7 protein-coding genes are annotated in these 19421 nt (G+C 70.5%); all 7 read left to right on the top strand.

The features are described from left to right. Positions 1-633: 633 nt before the first annotated feature. The 7 genes from ACZ619_RS35010 to ACZ619_RS34980 all read left to right on the top strand — a co-directional run bounded on the left by ACZ619_RS35010 (position 634) and on the right by ACZ619_RS34980 (position 19417). Complete coding sequence (locus ACZ619_RS35010) at positions 634-2571, top strand: RiPP maturation radical SAM C-methyltransferase (RefSeq protein ID WP_469607756.1); 1938 nt, start codon at positions 634-636, stop codon at positions 2569-2571. Then, positions 2568-3512: a TauD/TfdA family dioxygenase gene (locus tag ACZ619_RS35005; protein WP_469607753.1), complete on the top strand. Its 945-nt coding sequence runs from the start codon at positions 2568-2570 to the stop codon at positions 3510-3512. Before ACZ619_RS35010 ends, ACZ619_RS35005 begins: the two co-directional genes overlap by 4 nt. A 22-nt stretch (positions 3513-3534) precedes the next feature. Next, complete coding sequence (locus tag ACZ619_RS35000; protein WP_469607750.1) at positions 3535-4854, top strand: MFS transporter; 1320 nt, start codon at positions 3535-3537, stop codon at positions 4852-4854. Then, complete coding sequence (locus ACZ619_RS34995; protein WP_469607747.1) at positions 4832-5062, top strand: MbtH family protein; 231 nt, start codon at positions 4832-4834, stop codon at positions 5060-5062. Before ACZ619_RS35000 ends, ACZ619_RS34995 begins: the two co-directional genes overlap by 23 nt. Before the next feature lie 101 nt (positions 5063-5163). Continuing rightward, a complete protein-coding gene (locus ACZ619_RS34990; protein ID WP_469607744.1) occupies positions 5164-8526 on the top strand; it encodes a non-ribosomal peptide synthetase in 3363 nt (1120 codons plus the stop codon). Continuing rightward, positions 8523-15482: an amino acid adenylation domain-containing protein gene (locus ACZ619_RS34985; protein WP_469607742.1), complete on the top strand. Its 6960-nt coding sequence runs from the start codon at positions 8523-8525 to the stop codon at positions 15480-15482. Before ACZ619_RS34990 ends, ACZ619_RS34985 begins: the two co-directional genes overlap by 4 nt. Beyond that, complete coding sequence (locus ACZ619_RS34980; protein WP_469607739.1) at positions 15479-19417, top strand: non-ribosomal peptide synthetase; 3939 nt, start codon at positions 15479-15481, stop codon at positions 19415-19417. The genes ACZ619_RS34985 and ACZ619_RS34980 overlap by 4 nt, the downstream gene beginning before the upstream one ends. The last annotated feature ends 4 nt before the right edge of the window (positions 19418-19421 follow it).

Genomic DNA, 19421 nt, shown 5'->3' with positions numbered 1-19421 from the left:
CCCCGCAGCGGTCAGACCGCCGCCATCCGCGTACCTCATGACGAGGATGTAGCACCGCCAACGCCCGCTGTCACCCCACCCTTTCAACCTCAGCGGCACAAGTCAGGACTTGCAGAGACTGCCCGCGCCACGTTGGACATCGCCGTGCCGGTTGAGCCCCTCAAGACGGAGAAGTCGGACTCTTTGGCGAACGCGCACCCCGGGATCGTGAGCTTTGTCGGCGTACGCGGCTCGCGCCAGGGCTCCTCGCCCCGACGGTCGACCAACGAGGACCCGCCACGCCCTACTTCAAGACGCCCACTTCCGCAACATCATCCACTGGACGCGGTGACGAGGCGTACGTCCAGAGGTCGGGCCTCCCATCCGCTCGCGCAAGCGCTTGTTACACATGGCCAGATCATTACCCCGCCCCGACCCCGTCATCGAGCGTGAGGACCGGCCGCCACGCCCGCGAAATCTTCGGCGAACACACGTTGGACCACTGCGAACGCACCTGTGCGGCAGCAGAAAAAGACCCCGAGTCCATCCGGACCTCACGCCGCGCCTGTCGGCATTCCCGTTGGCCTGAACATCCCTGCCAACTCAAGCCACGGCGCACTAGAATCAGAACGAATGATTACAGGGAGGCCGCAGTTGTTGCATGTCGCTTTAGTGAACATGCCATTTGCCGACTGGAATCGCCCGTCATTCGCCCTGGGACAGTTGTCGACTCTCATCCGCCGAGAGTTCGACGATCGGGCGCGAGCGCACGTGTCCTATCTCAACCAGGACATGGTCGAGTTCTTCGGGACACGTCTGTACGAGGCCCTCTCCGTGAGTCACGATCATGTGGACACAGGAATCGGGGACTGGCTGTTCCGGCACATCGCCTTTCCAAGCGAGACCGACACCGCCGCCGAGTACTTCCAGCGTTATTATCGGGGTGCCCGGTGGGCCGACTTCCGTGAGCAGATCCTGTCGGCGCGGGACGGGCTGCGGGAGTTCTGCGAGGAACTGATTGACCGCTACCGGCTTGACGAGGCCGACATCGTGGGGTTCAGCTCGATGTTCGCCCAGCATGTGCCAAGTATCGCCCTGGCGCAGCTCATCAAGGAGCGCAGCCCGCAGACGCTCGTCGTTCTCGGCGGAGCGAACTGCGAGGCGCCCATGGGATCGGTGGTCGCCGAGTATGTGTCGGCCGTCGACTTCGTCTTCTCCGGTCCCGCGCTGAACACCTTCGGTGAGTTCCTGCGGTGTGTCCTCGACGATGACCTGGATCGCGCAGATACCGTTCCGGGAATCCTTTCCGAGCGGAACTGCCGAGACCCGCGCTTCCGCAAGGCCATCGGCGCGGAACGTGATATCGACGACTTCTTTCTGCCTGACTACGACAGCTTCTTCGAAGCGCTAGAGGGCCATCCGGAACTGCGGCGCACGGGGACCAGCAAACCCATGCTGTTCTTCGAGACGTCCCGAGGCTGCTGGTGGGGACAGCGTTCACACTGCACCTTCTGTGGGCTAAACGGCGAAAGCATGGCCTTTCGGGCCATGGCTCCAGACCTGGCCGTCCGTCAGTTCGAGTGGTTATTCGGCTTCGCGCCTACCTACACCTCGCTCTTCTGCACGGACAATGTGATGCCACGCAATTACTCGCGTGAGGTCTTCCCTCGACTCGACCCGCCGCCGGGGGCCGAGATCTTCTACGAGGTCAAGCTCCCCCTGAGCCGTCAGGACCTGCGCGCCATGACGGACGCGGGCGTCACCGTCGTCCAGCCCGGCATCGAGGCGCTGTCCTCCTCGACGCTCAAACTGATGGGTAAGGGCACGACCGCATTTCAGAACCTGCAGTTCCTCAAGAACTGTGAGGAGTTCGGGATCAAGCCCGAGTGGAACCTGCTGATCGGCTTCCCAGGCGAGGCCCCGACGGTCTACCGCAAGTACGTCGAGGAACTGCGCGACTTCGTCCACCTGGTGCCGCCGCACGGCGTGTACATGGTGCGCTTCGACCGCTTCAGTCCCTACTTCAAGCGGAGCGACGAGTACGGGCTCGTCCTGAAGCCAGTGGACTACTACTCCCTCACGTATCCCTTCGACGAGTCAGCGCTGGCCGATCTCGCGTACTTCTTCGCCGACCAGAACCTGGCGCCGTACATGCTCGACGCGGTCGAATGGCATGACGAGTTGAGCGGGCTGGTCACCCAGTGGCGTGCAGTCTGGTACGAGGAGGACGGAGCGGCCCGTCGCGAGCTGCGGCTGGTCGCCGATGACGACGGCCGGCTCACGGTCCGTGACTCCCGTTCCGGGACTCTCCGGACGCATCCGGTCGACTCGGTGACTGGCCGGCTGCTGCGTCGACTGTCCTCGTCGGCCAAGCCCGAGCAGTTGGCTCGGGACTGGCCGGAGGGGCCAGACGATCTGCGGCAACGCCTGGACATGCTGACCGAACAGCGGTTCCTCTTCGCGGAGAACGGCCGGGTGATGAGCCTGGTGCTGACCGGAGCGGACGGTGAGATCGAGGAACCCGCGCGGGAGGAGCGTGCCACGGCCGGCGCCCGGCTGCTGCTGCCGCTGTTGTCGGAGGCACCGCGATGACGGTCGAGACCACCCCGATGCTCCCGCTGGTCCTCGAGGGACACGGCGAGTCGGCCGCCGAACGGCTGCGCGTCCGGAGGGAGGAACTCCGGGCCGCGCTGCGCGAACGCGGTGCGCTGCTGCTGCGCGGGTTCGACGTCGGGGGAGCCGACGGCTTCGCGGACATCGTCCGCGCACTCTCCGGCGAGCCGCTGGCGTACACCGAGCGTTCCTCTCCCAGGAGTGTGATCAAGGGGAATGTCTACACGTCCACGGACTACCCGCCCGGTGAAGAGATCTTCCTGCACAACGAGAACTCGTACCAGGCGAGTTGGCCGCTGACCCTGTACTTCCACTGTGTGCGCCCGCCGCTGACCCGGGGCGCCACGCCTCTGGCCGACACCCGGCGGGTGCTGGCCGCCGTCGACGACGAGGTGCGCCGGGAGTTCGACCGGCGCGGCTGGACGGTCGTACGCAACTACGGCGACCTGGTCGGCCTGCCGTGGCAGGAGGCGTTCGCCACGGAGGACCGCGCGGAGGTCGAGCGGTACTGCCGGGAGCGGGACATCGAGGCACAGTGGCTGCCCGGCGGCGGGCTGCGCACCCGGGCGGTACGGGAGGTCGTGCACCGGCATCCGGTGACCGGCGAGCCGGTGTGGTTCAACCACGCGACGGTCTTCCACGTCACGACGCTGCCGGAGTCAGTCCGGCTCGGGCTGCTGGAGATGCTGGGCGAGGAGAATCTGCCCAGCCAGACCTACTACGGCGACGGCGGACCGATCCCGGACACCGTCATGGACCATCTCCGGGCCTGCTACCGGGCCGCGGGGACCCGTTTCGACTACCGTGCGGACGACGTCCTGGTGATCGACAACATGCTGGTCTCGCACGGCCGAGAGCCGTTCACGGGGCCCCGCCGGATCGCGGTCGCCATGGCGGAGCCGTACACCCCAGACCGCTAGCCCCAGGACGGATGACCCTCGCATGTTCGCGCGTTCACTCTGGTCCAACCGGGACTTCTCCGTCTTCTGGGCGGTCCAGGCGCTGTCCGAGGTCGGCAACGCCTTCTCCCTGGTGGCGCTTCCGCTGCTGGTGCTGCACACCACCGGGTCGGCGGCTCAGATGGGGTTGCTCACGGCCGTCGCCGGCGCCACCTCGTTGCTCACCGGTCTGGTCGGCGGCACCTGGGCCGACCGCTTCGACCGGCGGCGCCTGCTGATGCTGTGTGATGCCGCCCGGCTGGTGTTGTACGGCGCGATCCCGGTCTGCTGGGCCCTGAGCCCGCAGATCTGGCTGCTGTACGTGGTCATGGCGCTGGCCTCGGTCTTCGAGATGCTGTTCAAGATCACATATGTCACCGCCGTGGCGAACCTCGTCGACAAGGAGCAGATCGTCGCGGCGAACGGCCGACTGGAGGCGACGAACGCGATCGCGTACATCGCCGGCCCGGCTCTGGCCGGTGTGGTGGCCGGGTTCTTCGGGCCGACGGCCGCTGTCGCGATCAATGCGGGCAGCTTCGGGATCTCTCTGGTGGGCCTGGCGTTCATCAGGTTCAGGCCCATCGCGCGGCCGCCGGCCGACGAGGCCGAGAGCAAGGCGGCCCGGGCCCAGGACCTGCGCTCCGGCTTCCGGGTCGGCGCCGCGTTCCTGTGGCGCACGCCGGTGCTGCGGGCGCTCACCATGCTGCTGACCGTCACCACCTTCCTCAGCCTGGGCATGACCGACGTGTTCATCTACCACCTGCGGCACGGTCTAGGGCAGGACGAACGCACGGTGGGTTACGTCCTCGCGCTGGCCGGGCTCGGCACGTGCGCGGCCGCCGGCGCGACCGCCAGGCTGCGCCGCTCCTGGGGGTTCGGCCCCTGCTGGCTCGGCGCAATGAGTCTGTGCTCGGTGTCGGTGCTGGTGCTGGGCGAGACCGGGCGGGTGTCCGTAGCGGCCGTAACGATCTGTCTTTACTCCTTCGGCATGGCACTGGCGGGCGTCTGCTCGATGTCCCTGCGGCAGCAGGTCACGCCCGACCATCTGCTCGGCCGGGTCACCTCCGCGTTCTGGACGATCCACGGCAGCCTCGCGCCCCTCGGCGCGGCCCTGCTCACCGCCCTGGTCGGCCAGCTGGGGACACGCGGGCCGCTGACCGCGGTGGCGGTCGTCTTCCTGGCCGTGGTGGTGGCCGCCGCCTTTACCCCCATTCGACAGCGCCAGCCGGAGCAGACCGCCGTACCGCTCCCGCAGACGCGGCCCACTGATGCGCCGCTACCACGAGAGGAGAGTCACGGGGATGACGCCGAAGCCCGACGATGACGACCGGCTGTACAAGGTCGTGGTCAACCTTGAGGAGCAGTACTCCGTCTGGCCCGCCGATCGGGACAATCCGGCCGGATGGTCGGACGCGGGCAGGACCGGCCCGAAGTCCGAATGTCTCGCTCATATCGAGGAGGTGTGGACCGACATGCGTCCGCTGAGCCTGCGCCGTCGCCTGCGGGCGGGCGAACAGGACGCACCGGCCTGACGGAACGGATAGGACGGACCGGTGGCGGAGGGCGCCGACCGGGCCGGCTGACTCTCGGTCCGTCGCCGTACCCGCCGTACCGCGAACCAGGGAAGGCCATCGTGCACGACGACCTGGAAACACGACCGACGGCCCGCTCGGCGGGGACGCCCCGGCTGCCGCTCTCCCACGCCCAGGAAAGACTCTGGTACCTGGAGCAGATCACCGTCGCTGCGCCGGTCCACCACGTGTCCGCCGCCACCCTCGTCGAGGGCCCGCTGGACGCCGGTCGACTGGCGTCCGCCCTGCGAGACTGTGTCTCCCGCCACGAGTTGCTCCGCAGTACCTTCGACGATCGCGGGGACGGGCCGCGCCGTACCGTCCTTGCAACGGCCGATGTGCGGCTGCGGCAACTGGTCCTTGAGGGAGGATCCGCGCCGGGGACGGACGCCCGGGACGGATCCATGCCCGAGGCGGAGCTGCGGGGTGTACTCGCCGAGGAGAGCGGTCGGCCCTTCGCCCTCGACAGCGGGCCCGTACTACGCGCCAGCCTGGTGTACACCGGCGAGGAGCGGCACGTGCTGCTGCTCACAGCGCACCGCATCGTCGCCGACCGGGCGTCGCTCACTGTGTTGGAGCATGAACTTGCCTGCCGTTACGCGGCATTGAGCGAGAGCCCGGTACAGCACCCGCTCTCGCACGCGGACCGGACGCCCCTGGAGCGGGAAATCCGGGATGAGGGGCTGCCGTACTGGAAGCGGCAGTTGTCGGGTCTCCCGCCGCTCGACCTGCCGGTCGACCGGATTCGGCCGAGGACACCGACTCACCGGGCGACGGGCCGCGGCCTGCTCCTCGGCGCCCGGCACGCCGAGGCCCTGCGGCGGCTCGCCCGCGAGGAAGACGTACCGGCGTGGACGGTACCGGCGGTCGCCTTCACCGTGCTGCTGGCGCGCTGGACGGGTCGGCACGACGTGGTGTTCGGTACCCCCGTGGACCGTCGTCGGCCGGAGTCCACGCGGACAGCGTTCGGGCCGTACGAGGATCTGCTCCTGCTGCGGGTCGACCTGGCGGGCTGTCCCTCCTTACGAGAAGCGGTGCGTCGCGTCGCACGCACCCGGGACGAGGCGGAGCGACACGCTGATGTCCCCTTCGGACGGCTCGTCCAACTTTTCGGTCAAGAGCAGGACTTGAGCCGCCACCCGCTCTGCCAGGCGGTCTTCGCCGTGAGGGGGACGCGGCGTACGGGCTTCACCGCCGCGGGACTCACCACGTCCGCGCTCACCCTGGACGACGCGACCGTTCCCTACGACCTGCAGTGCACGGTGACCGATGGCGATGGCGACCAGCGGGGCGACCGCGCGATCGACTTACGTCTCGCGTCCGACCTGTGGCTGCCGGAGTCGGCCGACCGTATGGCGACCGCCTTCCGCGCGCTGCTCACCGCCCTCGCCGAGACTCCCGACCGTCAGATCGGGGACATTCCGGTATTGTCGCCCGAAGACCGGGTTCAGATCGACACCTGGAACGCCACCGACCGCCCCCTGCCCGAACCGGCCACCGTGGACGGCCTGTTCCTCGCTTGGGCGGACTGCACCCCGCAAGCTGTCGCCCTCACCGACCGCACCGGAACCTGGACGTACGCACGGCTGCGGGAGCGGGCCGAGCGTGTCGGTCGGACCCTGATCGAGGTCGGCGTCACCCCGGACTCCGTCGTCGCCCTGCACATGTCGCGCTCCGCCGACCTGGTCACGGGCATGCTCGGCGTACTCCTGGCCGGGGGCGCCCCCCTCGTCCTCGACCCCGGCCACCCCGCGGAACGACTGTGGTTCATGGCCAGCGACGCCGGGATCTCGGCCGTCGTCAGCCGCGCCGAACCCCCTGCCTGGCTGCACGGCCTAGGCGTACCCGTACTGCAACTCAACGACGCCGAACACGACAGCGCCGAAACGACCGCCCCGCGGCGGCAGGGGCTCCCCGAGGTCCCGGCACACGACACGCTTCCGCGGTCCCGCTCCCACCCCGTCGGGCTGGCCGCCGTGGTGCACACCTCTGGGTCGACCGGGCGGCCCAAGGCTGTGGGGATACCCCATCGGGCCGTAGTGCGACTGATCACCGCGACCGACTACGTGTCCATCGGCCCCGGCGACGTCCTGCTGCACCTTGGCGACCCTGCCTTCGACATCACCGCCTTCGAGGTGTGGGGGGCGCTGTGCAACGGCGCCCGGGTGGACGTGCTGCCCGGCGACGAACCCCTCGGGCCCGACGAGGTGCTGGCCGCGCTGCGTGAGCTGCGGCCGACGATCGTTGCCCTCACCGGCACCCTCTTCAACCGGGTGGCCGACATCGACCCGAGGGCCTTCGGCGGGCTGCGCCACCTGTTCGTCGTCGGAGAGGTGATGGACCCCCGACGCACGCGCGCGGTGCTGCGCGGCGGCGCGCCGCCCGGGCACCTGCACAACGGTTACGGCCCGAGCGAGAACGCGACGTTCTCCACGACCCACCTGGTGGACCGGCTGCCCGAGGACACCCCGAGCGTGCCGATCGGCTCCGCCCTCACCAACACCACGCTGCACGTGCTGGACCAGGAGCTGAGCCAAGTACCGATCGGAGTGACAGGCGAGTTGTACGTCGGCGGGCTGGGGGTCGCCCGGGGCTATCTGGGCCGCCCGGGCCACACCGCGGAGCGCTTCTTGCCGGATCCGTTTGCCTCCGGGCCAGGGGCGCTGATGTACCGCACCGGGGACCTGGTGCGAAGGCTCCCGGACGGGGCGCTGGACTTCCTCGGCCGGGCCGACCAGCAGGTGAAGATCCGTGGCTACCGCATAGAGCCGGGGGAGGTCGAGGCGGCGCTGCTGGACCGCGACGACGTGCGCGAATGCGTCGTGCGGGCGGTCGACGTCGCCGGGGACCGGCGGCTCGTCGCCTACGTCGTCCCCAGGCCGGGGCGCCGGCCGTCCCCGCCGGAGGTGCTGGGTGGGCTGCGGGACCGGCTGCCGTCGCACATGGTGCCCGGCCATGTCGTCCTGCTCGACGAGCTGCCCACGACGCCCAGCGGGAAGATCGACGGACGGGCGCTGCCCAGCATCGCCGAGGGCGCGGCCGGCCTGCCGGACGCCGACACCGTGCCGCCGAGGACGGCGACGGAGCGCGCCCTGTGGGAGATCTGGGCGGATGCCCTGCGCGTGCGGTCCTTCGGGGTGCACGACAGCTTCTTCCTCATAGGTGGTCACTCGCTGCTGGCCTCGGTGGTGCGCACCTCGGTCCGCGAACGACTCGGCGTAGCCCTGCCGTTGCGCACCCTGTTCGACGTACCGACCCTGGCCGGCCTCGCCGCCGAGGTCGAGCGGGCCGCCGACGAGGCGGCGGCCGTACCGGCAGCCGCGCGAGCGGACGGCGACTCGGAACAACTCGATGGCCTGGTGGCCGAACTGGAGCGGCTAGCCGAGTCCCGGCGCGCCGAGGGACGAGCAGGGGGAGCCGCATGACGCGCACCACGAAGACGGCCAACGCGATCGACGCGGATCTGCGGGGCAGGATCGAACGCCTCCCTGCCGGGCAGCGAGCCCTGCTGCGACAGCGTCTATGGGAGAAGGGCGTCCCGACCGGGCTGCCCGCCCTGGACGACGACGGGGAGGCCCCCGCATCCTTCACCCAGCGACGGATGGCGTTCCTGTCCGGGCTGGATCCGGACAGCCTGGCCTACCACAGCCCTGTCGTGCACCGCCTCACCGGACCACTGGACGATACCGCCCTCGAAGCCGCCCTCAACGACCTGCTGTGCCACCATGCCGTCCTGCGCACCGTCCTTCCGGTCCGGGACGGCCGTACGGTGCAGCGGGTCCTGCCGCACCGGCATCGCGCGCTGCCCGTCGTCGACCTGTCCGCGCTGCACGGGCATGACCGGCAGGCGGAGGCCGAGCGACTCGCGCGGGCGGACGCCGAGAAACGGTTCGACCTGGCCGAGGGACCGCTGATGCGGTTCCGGCTGCTCCGCCTCGCCGCCGACGACGCGGTCCTGGTACTCACCTTCCACCACGCGGTCGTCGACGGCTGGTCGCTGGGCGTCCTCCTGAGCGATCTGGGCACCTCGTACGGGGCGCGCCTGGACGGGCGGACGCCCGAACCGCCCTCCCACACGGTGCAGTACGCCGAGTACGCCCGCTGGCAGCACGAGTGGGCCGAAGGCGCCGAGGCCGCAGGCCAGTTGGACTACTGGGAACGCCAGTTGGCCGGTGCTCCGGACCCGATGCCACTGCCCGCCGACCGTCCCCGGCCCGAGCACCCCCAAGGGCGCGCCGAGTCCACGGTGTTCACCGTTCCCGCGCCCGTGAACGACGAGTTACGGAAGATCTCCGCGCGCACCGGCAGCACCCTGTTCATGGTGCTTCTCGCGGCGTTCCAGATCGTGCTCGCCCGGTACGGCGGCCACGACGACGTGGTGGTCGGCACCCCCGTTGCCAACCGGCGCTACCGCGGCTTCCACGATCTGGTCGGCTTCTTCGCCAATTCGGTCCCGCTGCGCTCGCGGGTTGCACCGGAGGCGTCCTTCGAGGACTTCCTGGCCGAAGTCCGCACGACGTGCCTGGAGGCGTACGAGAACCAGGATGTGCCCCTCGACCTGATCGCCCGGCGGCTGCACCCAGAGCGCAGCCCTGGCCGGAACCCGATCTACCAGGTCAACTTCACCCTGCACAACACGCCGCCGCGTCCTGTTCGTACCCTGCCGGGCGGGATCGATCTCGTTCCACTGGACCACCTGGACCACGACGCCGCCCGCTTCGACCTCGACCTGAACATCTGGGAGACCGACGCCGGACTGGAGGGCCGGCTCATCCACGCCACGGACCTGTTCGACACGGCGACCGGTGAGCGGCTCGTCCGATCGCTGGGTGTCCTGCTCAACGCCGTGACCGCCACCCCCGACACACGGGTCGATGAACTGCCGCTGCTGACGGCTATGGAGAGCGAGCAGGTCCTGCGCGAAGGCCATGGCGCACCTGCCGACCGCCCCGAGGACGCGCGCGTGGACCGGCTCTTCGCCGAGCGTGCGCGCACCGCGCCCGACGCGGTGGCCGTGTCGGCGGCGGGCCGCGCCGACCTGACCTTCCGAGACCTCGACCGCCGCGCCAACGGCCTCGCCCACCGGCTGCGTGGCCTCGGTGCCGGGCCCGGCCGCGTGGTCGCGGTGCTGCTGCCCCGCACGCCCGAGGCGCTGGTCGCGCTGCTCGCTGTCCTGAAGAGCGGCGCCGCATACGTGGCGCTCGACCCCGCCTATCCGAAGGCCCGGCGCGATCACATGCTGCACGACAGCGGGGCCGTGCTGCTGGTCACCGACGCACGACCGGGGGACCCGACGGTCCCGGACATCCCGACCGTCGTGGTGGACATGGACCGAGTGACCAAGGAGGCGACCGGGGCCCCGCCGGAAGGTGACGGCGGGCCCGACGAGCTGATGTACCTGATGTACACCTCCGGCTCGACCGGCGGGCCCAAGGGCGCCATGCTCTCCCACCGTCAGGTCGCCAACTACCTGCTGTGGGCGGTGGAGACCTACCTGCCGCCCGGGGCGGATGGCGCTGTCCCCGTGCATTCCTCGCTCTCCTTCGACCTGACCGTGACGAGCCTCTTCGCCCCGCTGCTGGCTGGCCGGCGTCTGCTACTCGCCGACGACTCCGGAACACCCGGCGAGGCCCTGCGCGCCTCGGCTGAGGCGGACACCGGCCTCGCCTTCGTCAAGCTCACCCCCTCCCACCTGAAGATGCTGGAGGGCTCCACGGCCCCCGCGCGTGCCGGGGCGTGGACCCGCACCCTGGTCGTCGGCGGCGAGGAACTGCACGAGGAGCAGCTCGCGGCCTGGCGCACGGCCAGCGGAGCGCCCCGGATCGTCAACGAGTACGGCCCGACGGAGACCGCCGTGGCCTGCGCCGCGTACGACAGCACGCACCCGGCCGGCGGCTTCGGCCGCGTGCCGATCGGCAGGCCCGTGCACCACGTGCGGCTGTACGTGCTCGACGAGGCGATGAACCCGGTGCCACCGGGCGCACCCGGAGAGCTGTTCGTCGGCGGGGTGGGTGTCTGTCACGGCTACTGGAACCGTCCCGGGCTGACGGCGGAGCGCTTCGTCCCCGATCCCTTCGGCAGCGAGCCGGGCGGACGTCTCTACCGGACCGGTGACCGGGTGCACCGGACGGCTGGTGGAGACCTCGAGTACTTGGGCCGCCTCGACGACCAGGTGAAGATACGCGGTCACCGGGTCGAGCCGCAGGAGGTCGCCGCCGAGCTGGCCCGGGATCCGGCGGTTCGCGAGGTCGCCGTAATCGCGCACAGCCACTCCCCCGAGACCCAGCAGCTCGTCGCCTTCGTCAGCCCCGACACCAATGCCGACGCACCGTCGGACGCGGCGGCCGAGACGGACTGGGTGAGCCGGTGGCAGACGCTGTATGAGGACACCTACGGCTGCGCAGAGCGCCCCGCCGACCCGTCGTTCGACCTGGCTGGCTGGAACAGCAGTTACACCGGCGACCCGATCGAGGCCGACGCGATGCGCGAGTGGCTCGACACCACGGTCGACCGCATACGATCGCTGCGGCCGAGCCGGGCCCTGGAGATCGGCTGCGGCACCGGCCTGATCCTCTCCCGGGTCGCCCCCGACTGCGACTTCTACCAGGGCGTCGACCTGTCCGAGCAGGTCATCGAACGGCTGCGGCGTGCGATCGGCACCACTGGCGCCCCCGAGCGGATCGGGCTGCGGGTCGGCCCCGCCCATCTCGCGATCCGCCCGGGAGAGACGTATGACACCGTGATCCTGAACTCCGTCGTCCAGTACTTCCCGTCCGTGGACTACCTGTTGGCGGTCCTGGAGCGGGCGATCGACGCGCTGCCCGGCGGCGGCCAGGTGTTCCTCGGCGATCTGCGCAACCTCGTACTCCTGGACGCCTTCCACGCCTCCGTCGCCGCCCACCGGGCGAAGCCGGGCACGCCCGACGCCATCCTGCGCGCCGAGACCGCCTGGCGCGTGGAGACCGAGAACGAACTCTGCCTCGATCCCCGGTTCTTCGGCGGTCTGACCGCACGGTGGCCGCGGGTCGGCTCGGTAAAGATCCTGCCGAAGCGGGGAAGGGCCGACAACGAACTGACCCGCTACCGCTACGACGTCGTGCTCACCGTCACTGGCGAGCGCACGGCGGACGACGGCCCCGGGGCCGGGCTGGCCGGGTCACCGCCGGAGCGGGACTGGCAGGCGGAGGGCCTGGATGCCGACGGCCTGGACGCGCTGCTCGGCGCCGAACGCCCCGATCGGCTCGTGCTGCGCGGCATCCCCAACGCCCGGCTGGCGGAGGACCTGCGGTTGCTGGCCCGGCTCTCCGGCGCGGCACCGGACGCCGTACGGCCGGGCGACAACCCGGAGGCGCTGCGCAGCCTGGCAGAGCGCCACGGGTACGAAGCCGAACCGAGCTGGGCCGAGGGACGGCCCGATGGCTCCTACGAGCTGCTGCTGCACCGCCGGGGAACGCCGCCGGCGGCCCTGCCGCCTGTCGTCACCCCCACGGAGCCGCACCGGCTCGCCACCGCACCACTGTGGCGCCCCGCGGCTCTTGCCGCGCTGCCTGGGATCGAGTCCCGGCTCACCGAACGCCTGCCCGGTCCCCTTCTCCCCGCCCGCTACGTCGTACTGCGCCGGATCCCGCTCAACGCCAACGGCAAGGTCGACCGCTCCGCGCTCACGGACCTGCTGCTGACAACCGAGGACGAGGACGGCACCGGGGACTACGGGGTGCGGCCGGAGGTCGAACTCACCTCCACGCAACGGCGGATGGCCGCCATCTGGAGCGAACTGCTCGGCCGCGACGGTATCCGTGCCGAGGACGACTTCTTCGACCTTGGCGGGCACTCCCTGCTCACCTTCCGCCTCGTGTTCCGGCTGCGGGAGGAGTTTGAGGTGGAAGTGCCGATCCGCGGGCCGTTCGACGCCTCGACACTCGGCGCACTGGCCGTCCTCGTCGACGGCCTGGTCGCCGAGAAGGACCGGCCCGTACTGCCCGCACTGGCCCCCGCCGAACGGGACGGGACCGTACCGGCCTCCTTCGCCCAGGAACGCCTGTGGTTCCTCCACCAGATGGACCCAGGCACCGCCCAGTACAACTTCCCGGTCCTCGCCCGGCTGACGGGCGAACTCGACATCGGCCTGCTGCGCCGGGCGGTGGCGGAGATCGTACGGCGGCACGAGGTACTCAGGACCGTGATCACCGCCCGCGACGGGCAGCCGTTCCAGACCGTACTGCCCGCCGAGCCTCCCGCGCTCCCGCTCACCGACCTGACCTTCTACCCGCCAGAGCGACGGGAACCGGAGGCCCGGAGGCTGGCCAGGGAGCAGTACGCCGAGCCCTTCGACCTGGCCACCGGGCCCGTACTGCGGGCCGGGCTGCTCCGGCTGGGCGCGCAGGACCATGTTCTGCTGCTGACAGCCCATCATGTGACGGTGGACGGCTGGTCGGCCGCCGTCCTGCTCGACGAGCTAGCTGAGCTGTACACGGCGGGCCGCGAGCACCGAGTGCCCCACCTGCCCGAACTGCCCGTGCAGTACGCGGACTACGCGCTCTGGCAGCGTCAGCTCGCCGAGGCCGGCCACTTCGACCGTCTGGTGGATCACTGGACGACACACCTGAGGGGCATCCTCGACCTGCCGGGGTTGCCCTTGGACCGACCGCGCCCGGCGCACCCCGAAAATCGGGGCGAGAGCCTGCGTTTCCGGATCCCGGCCCCGACCACGGACGGGATACGCGCGCTGTGTCGGGAGGAGGACAGCACCCTGTTCATGGCGCTGCTCGCGGCCCTGTACGCGGTGGTGAATCGGCGGACCGGGGAGACCGATCTCGTGGTGGGCTCGGACGTCGCCGGCCGCTCCGACAGCAGGACCGAACCGCTGATCGGCTTCTTCGTCAACCAGATCGTGCTGCGTGCCGACCTCACCGGTGCCCCGACCTGGCGCGAACTGCTGGGCCGCGCCAAGGACGTGGCGTTGGACGCCTACGCGCACCAGGACCTGCCGTTTGAGGAAGTCGTCAAGGCACTCAGCCCGCCCCGCACCCGCAACCAGAGCCCGCTGTTTCAGATAAAGCTGGTACTCAACAGCAACCGGCGGGCTGCCGACGCCATGGCCGGCCTGCGGCTGAGCCCGTTCACGGTGGACCTCATCGACACCAGCCGCTTCGACGTCACCCTCGTCCTGGAGGAGGACGACGACGGGGTCGCCGGGTTCCTCAACTACGATCCCGACCTCTTCGACGCGTCGACCATGGAGGAACTGCGCGAGCAGTACGTCGCGCTGGTCGCGGACATGGCCGTCAGGCCGGACGCCTCGATCGCCGAAGCACCCCTGCCTACGACGGCTCCCACAGCCCATTCCGCTCCAGGCCGGGCCAGGCGGCGCGGCCCCGGGGCCCTGCGCGGGATCAAGCCCACCAAGGTCGCCGTGGCCTCGGACGACGTGGTCGTACGGGAGCCGCTGCGGGGCGGCGCCGACCTGCCGCTCGTGCTGCGCCCGGGCCGCCACGACGTCGACCTGGTGGCCTGGGCCCACTCGCACCGCACCCGGCTCGACACCGACCTGGAACGGCACGGCGCCCTGCTGTTCCGGGGCTTCGACGTCACCGACCCGAACGCCCTGGAGCGCTTCGCCTCCGTGTTCGTCGACGACCTTTTCGGCGAAAACGGTGAGCATCCGCGCGCCGCACTCGGCGGCAACGTCTACACGCCGGTGTTCTTCCCACCGGAGGAGAAGCTGCTCTGGCACAACGAGAACTCCTTCAACGACGAGGGCCCGACCCGCATCTGGTTCTGCTGCGCCCGCCCGGCCGACTCCGGCGGCGAGACACCCCTGGTCGACAGCCGCGCCGTCCACCGAAGGCTGGACCCGGCGCTCCGCGAGGAGTTCACCGCCAAGGGGGTCATGTACGTCCGCAACTACGGCACCGGACTCGGCCTCGACTGGCGGGACGTCTTCCGGACCGGGGACCGGGCTGAGGCCGAGGCCCGCTGCGCCCGACAGGGACTGCGCTACGAGTGGCACGGCGACCGGTTGCGCACCACCGCTGTACGGCCCGCCGTGCTGCGCCATCCGCGCACCGGCGAGTGGTCCTGGTTCAACCAGGCACAGCACTGGCACACCTCCTGCCTCTCCGCGGAGGTACGGGAGTCGCTGCTGTCCACCATGGCCCCGGAGGAACTCCCGCGCAGCTGCCGGTTCGGCGACGGCACCGAGATACCCGACGAGGCGATGCACGAGATCAAGCGGGTCTACCAGGAGCTGGAGGTCTCCTTCCCCTGGGAGCGCGGTGACGTGATGCTGCTGGACAACATCCTCACCGCCCACGCCCGTAATCCCTTCTGTGGTCAGCGTGAACTCCTCGTCGCCATGGGCGACATGGTGAGGTACCAGTGACGGCGGAGGCGGAGCAGACGTGGCAGGTGGAGGGGTTCCGGCTGTCGTTCCGGCAGCGACGGCTGTGGGAGCTCGTAGGACGCGGCGTGCTGTCTTGGGCGCAGGTGCTCGTCACCGTCGACGGCGAGCTGAACACGGACCGGCTCACGGCCGCGCTGCACGACACGGTGGCCCGGCACGAGATTCTCCGGTCGGTCTACCGGCGGGTGCCGGGCGCCCGCAACGCGCTGCTTGTGGTCCACGACGCGGACCGTCTGGGTCCCCGCTGGTTCCACGCAGAGCTGAGCCACCTGGATGAGACGGCGCGCCGCCGCAGGATCGACGAGGAGGTCCGCGCCCGGCGGAAGCTGCCGCACGGAGGGCCGGACGACCCGGTGCTGCGGGCCGACCTCTTCGCCCTCGGCCCCCGTCGGCACGCGCTGCTGCTCACCACCACCGCCTTGGCCGCAGACGGTCACACGCTGCGGCTGCTCATCGACGAACTGGCCGAGCGGTACGCGGGCACACCGCCCACCGATGAGGTGCTGCAGTACAGCCAGTTCGCCGAGTGGCAGCACCAGGAGTTCGGCGAGGAACCACCGCACCCGGCACTGGGCGGACCCACCTCACGGCTGTCCTTGCCGCTGCGTCGGCCTCCCGGCTCCGGCCGACCGGAACGCCGTACTGTTACCGCGCCCCTGCCGGACGCCGTCGCGACGGCCGTCCACGACTACGCGCGGCGGCGGCGCGTGCGGCCGGGGGCTGTGCTGCTCGGCTGCTGGCAGACGCTGCTGGCCAGGATCGGCGGACAGCGCAACATCACCGTCGACGCGCTGCTCAGCGGCCGGGAGTTCGAGGAGACGGCCACCGTCCTCGGCCACTTCGCCCAGTGGGCGGAGATCACCGCGCGGATCGACCCCGGTCTGGTCCTCGACGCCCTCGCAGCCCGCGCGGAACGCGCCCTGTCCGACGCCGAGGAGGCCCAGCAGGACGCCCCGTCCTCCGGTGCCGCGGATCCAGCGGGGCGCGACATCGGTTTCGTCTGCGTGGACACCCCGGCACTGCGGCGCGCCGACGGTGTCACCTTCGCCGTTGCCTGGGACGACGTCGAGACCGAGTCCCATGCCCTGCGGCTGACCTGCGCCCTGGGCACGACGGAAGGCCGCACGACCTGGCATTACGACAGCCGACAGTTCGACGACGCCTATGTCCGGGTGCTCGCCGACCAGTACGTCATACTGCTCGCCGAGCTGCTGGCCGCGCCCGCCACCCCCGTGCGCGAGGTGAGCCTGCCTCCTGCGGCTGGCGCTGCCCAGCTGCGGTCCCGCCTCCAGAAGCCGGCGGACGGCCAGTGTCTGCACGGCCTCGTCGAGCAGCAGGCCCGACGTTCCCCGGATGCCCTCGCCGTCGTGGCCGGAACCGATCGGCTGACCTTCCGGGAACTCGACACGCGGGCAGACCGGTGGAGTGGCGTGCTGTGCGCCCGGGGCATCCGCCTCGAAACCCCGGTGGCGGTGCGGGTGGCCCCCTCGGCCGCGCTGGTCGTGGCCCTGCTGGCCGTGCTCAAGGCCGGAGGGACGTATGTGCCGCTCGATCCACTCCTTCCGCCCCTGCGGACCCGGGAACTGCTGGAGCGGGCAGGATGCCGCACGCTGCTCACCGACCGTCCGGACGAGGCGGTGGCGGCCGAGGGAGTCGCGTGCGTCGATCTGCGCGGCCTGCCACCCGCCGGTACGGACGCGGAAGCCGAACGGGAACGGCCGTGCGAGGCAGGCCCGGACCACCTCGCGTACATCATGTTCACCTCCGGCTCCTCCGGAACACCGAAGGGGGTGATGCTGCCCCACCGGGCTGTGTGCGATTACCTGTTGTGGAGCGCTCGAACGTACCTTGCTCCGGGTGCCGTTCGCGACGGCGGCGAGGATGGCAGCCAGGGCGAAGGCGCGTACGGACGGGGCGGCGAGGGCGGAGCGATGGCGCATTCCTCGATCGGCTTCGACCTCACCGTGACGAGTCTGTTCCTGCCGCTGGTCACCGGTCGCCCCGTCCTCCTCGACCCCGCCTGGCGGGACGCCCTCGTCCTCTCCGCGGACCTGGCCGACCGGACCGGCCTGGACCTGCTCAAGCTGACCCCATCGCACCTCAAGGTGATCAACCAGTCCGTGGAACCAGGAGACTTCACCGGCACCACTGGCTCCCTCATCCTCGGCGGTGAGGCCCTCGACAGGAGTGCGGTCGACATCTGGACGGCACACGCTCCGGGGACGAGGATCTTCAACGAGTACGGGCCGACCGAGACCGCCGTCGGAGTGTGCGTGCACGAGGTGGGCGCCCACGACGGCCCCGGCCCCGTCCCCATCGGTCGGCCCATGGACCACGCCGAGGTCCTCGTCCTGGACGAGGACCTCGCCCCCGTGTCGGTGGGTGTGCCGGGTGAGATCTACATAGGCGGCACGAGCCTCGCCCGCGGATATCTGGGCGCCCCGGCCGCCACCGCCGAACGGTTCGTACCGCATCCCTTCTCACCGGAACCCGGACGCCGTCTCTACCGCTCGGGCGACCTCGCCTGCGTCGGCCCGGACGGCCTGATCCGGTACCTGGGGCGGGTGGACGACCAGATCAAGGTCAACGGGGTACGGGTGGAGCCTGAGGAGATCCGGTCCGCGCTGCTGCGGCACCCCGGTGTGCGGGACGCCGCAGTCGTCCTGGTCGCGGACGAGGAGTACGGCGACCACCTGGCCGCCTGCGTCGTCGCCGACGACGTCCACACCACGACGACGCAGGCCCTGCGCACTCACCTGGCCGAGCGGCTGCCAGCCCAACTGGTGCCGACCACGTATGTCAGGACCGAGGCGATACCCCTCACATCGAACGGCAAGGTGGACCAGGCCGCGGTCATATCCCTCGTCCAGACCGGCCCCACCGGGTCCCCGGTCTCGTCGGTGGACGGGGCCAACACACCGCTGGCCGACCCGGTGGAGGCCGCCGTGGTCCGGGTCTTCGAGGAGCTGCTCGGTGTCGCCCCCGTCGGCGCGGACGACGACTTCTTCACGCTCGGCGGCCACTCCTTGCTGGCCGTACGGCTGATCGCACGGCTCAACGGGGAGTTCCACGCCGAGCTCCCGGTCCCCGTGCTCTTCTCAGAACCGGAGGCGAGGCCGGGGCCGATTCACGAGGTGGGGCGGCCCGGAAGGGCGGCCACGCCGAAGTACCTGGCCCGGCTGCTCAAGACACGCAACACCGTCCCGCACACCCTTCCGGACGACATCGTGGCACTGCGATCCCGGGGCGAGGGCACCCCGCTGTTCTGCGTCCACCCGGCGGGCGGCGAGGCCACCGGCTTCCGCCATCTCGCCGCCTGTCCCGAGCTGCGCGGCCCGCTGTACGCCCTCCAGACATCGACGGACGGCGCCGACCACGAGGACCAGAGCGTCGAGGTGCTGGCCGCCCGCTATCTGGCGGCCGTACGCGCGGTGGCGCCGACCGGCCCGTATCTGCTATTGGGCTGGTCCATGGGCGGGCTGGTGGCCTTCGAAATGGCCCGGCTGCTCGAACTGCAGGGTGAGCGCACAGAGATGGTCTTCCTCGTCGAGAGCTACCTCTCCGCGCAGCTCCCGAAGTTCGACGAGAACGACGAGCGGGAGAAGCCCGGTCCCTTAGCAGAGGAAGATATGAGCGCCGCCGAGTTGCTCCAACTGGACCTCCGGCAACGCGCCAACCGCGCCCATCTGAGGGCCGCCCGGGCCTACCGCCCGTCGCGGTACACCGGCCCGGTCGCACTCGTCCAAGCCGACAAACAGGATGCGGACTTCCGGGGCACCGCGATCCGCTCCTGGTCCTCTGTCTGTGCCCCCACCCGGCTGATCCACCACATCCTGGGAGGAGACCACCTAACCCTGTTCGAGCCACCGCACGTCACCGAACTCGCCCGCCTGATCGACCGGACGACGCAGTAGTCGA

The organism is Streptomyces sp. NPDC104367 (assembly GCF_055583825.1).
This window is presented reverse-complemented; position numbering and strand designations above follow the sequence as displayed.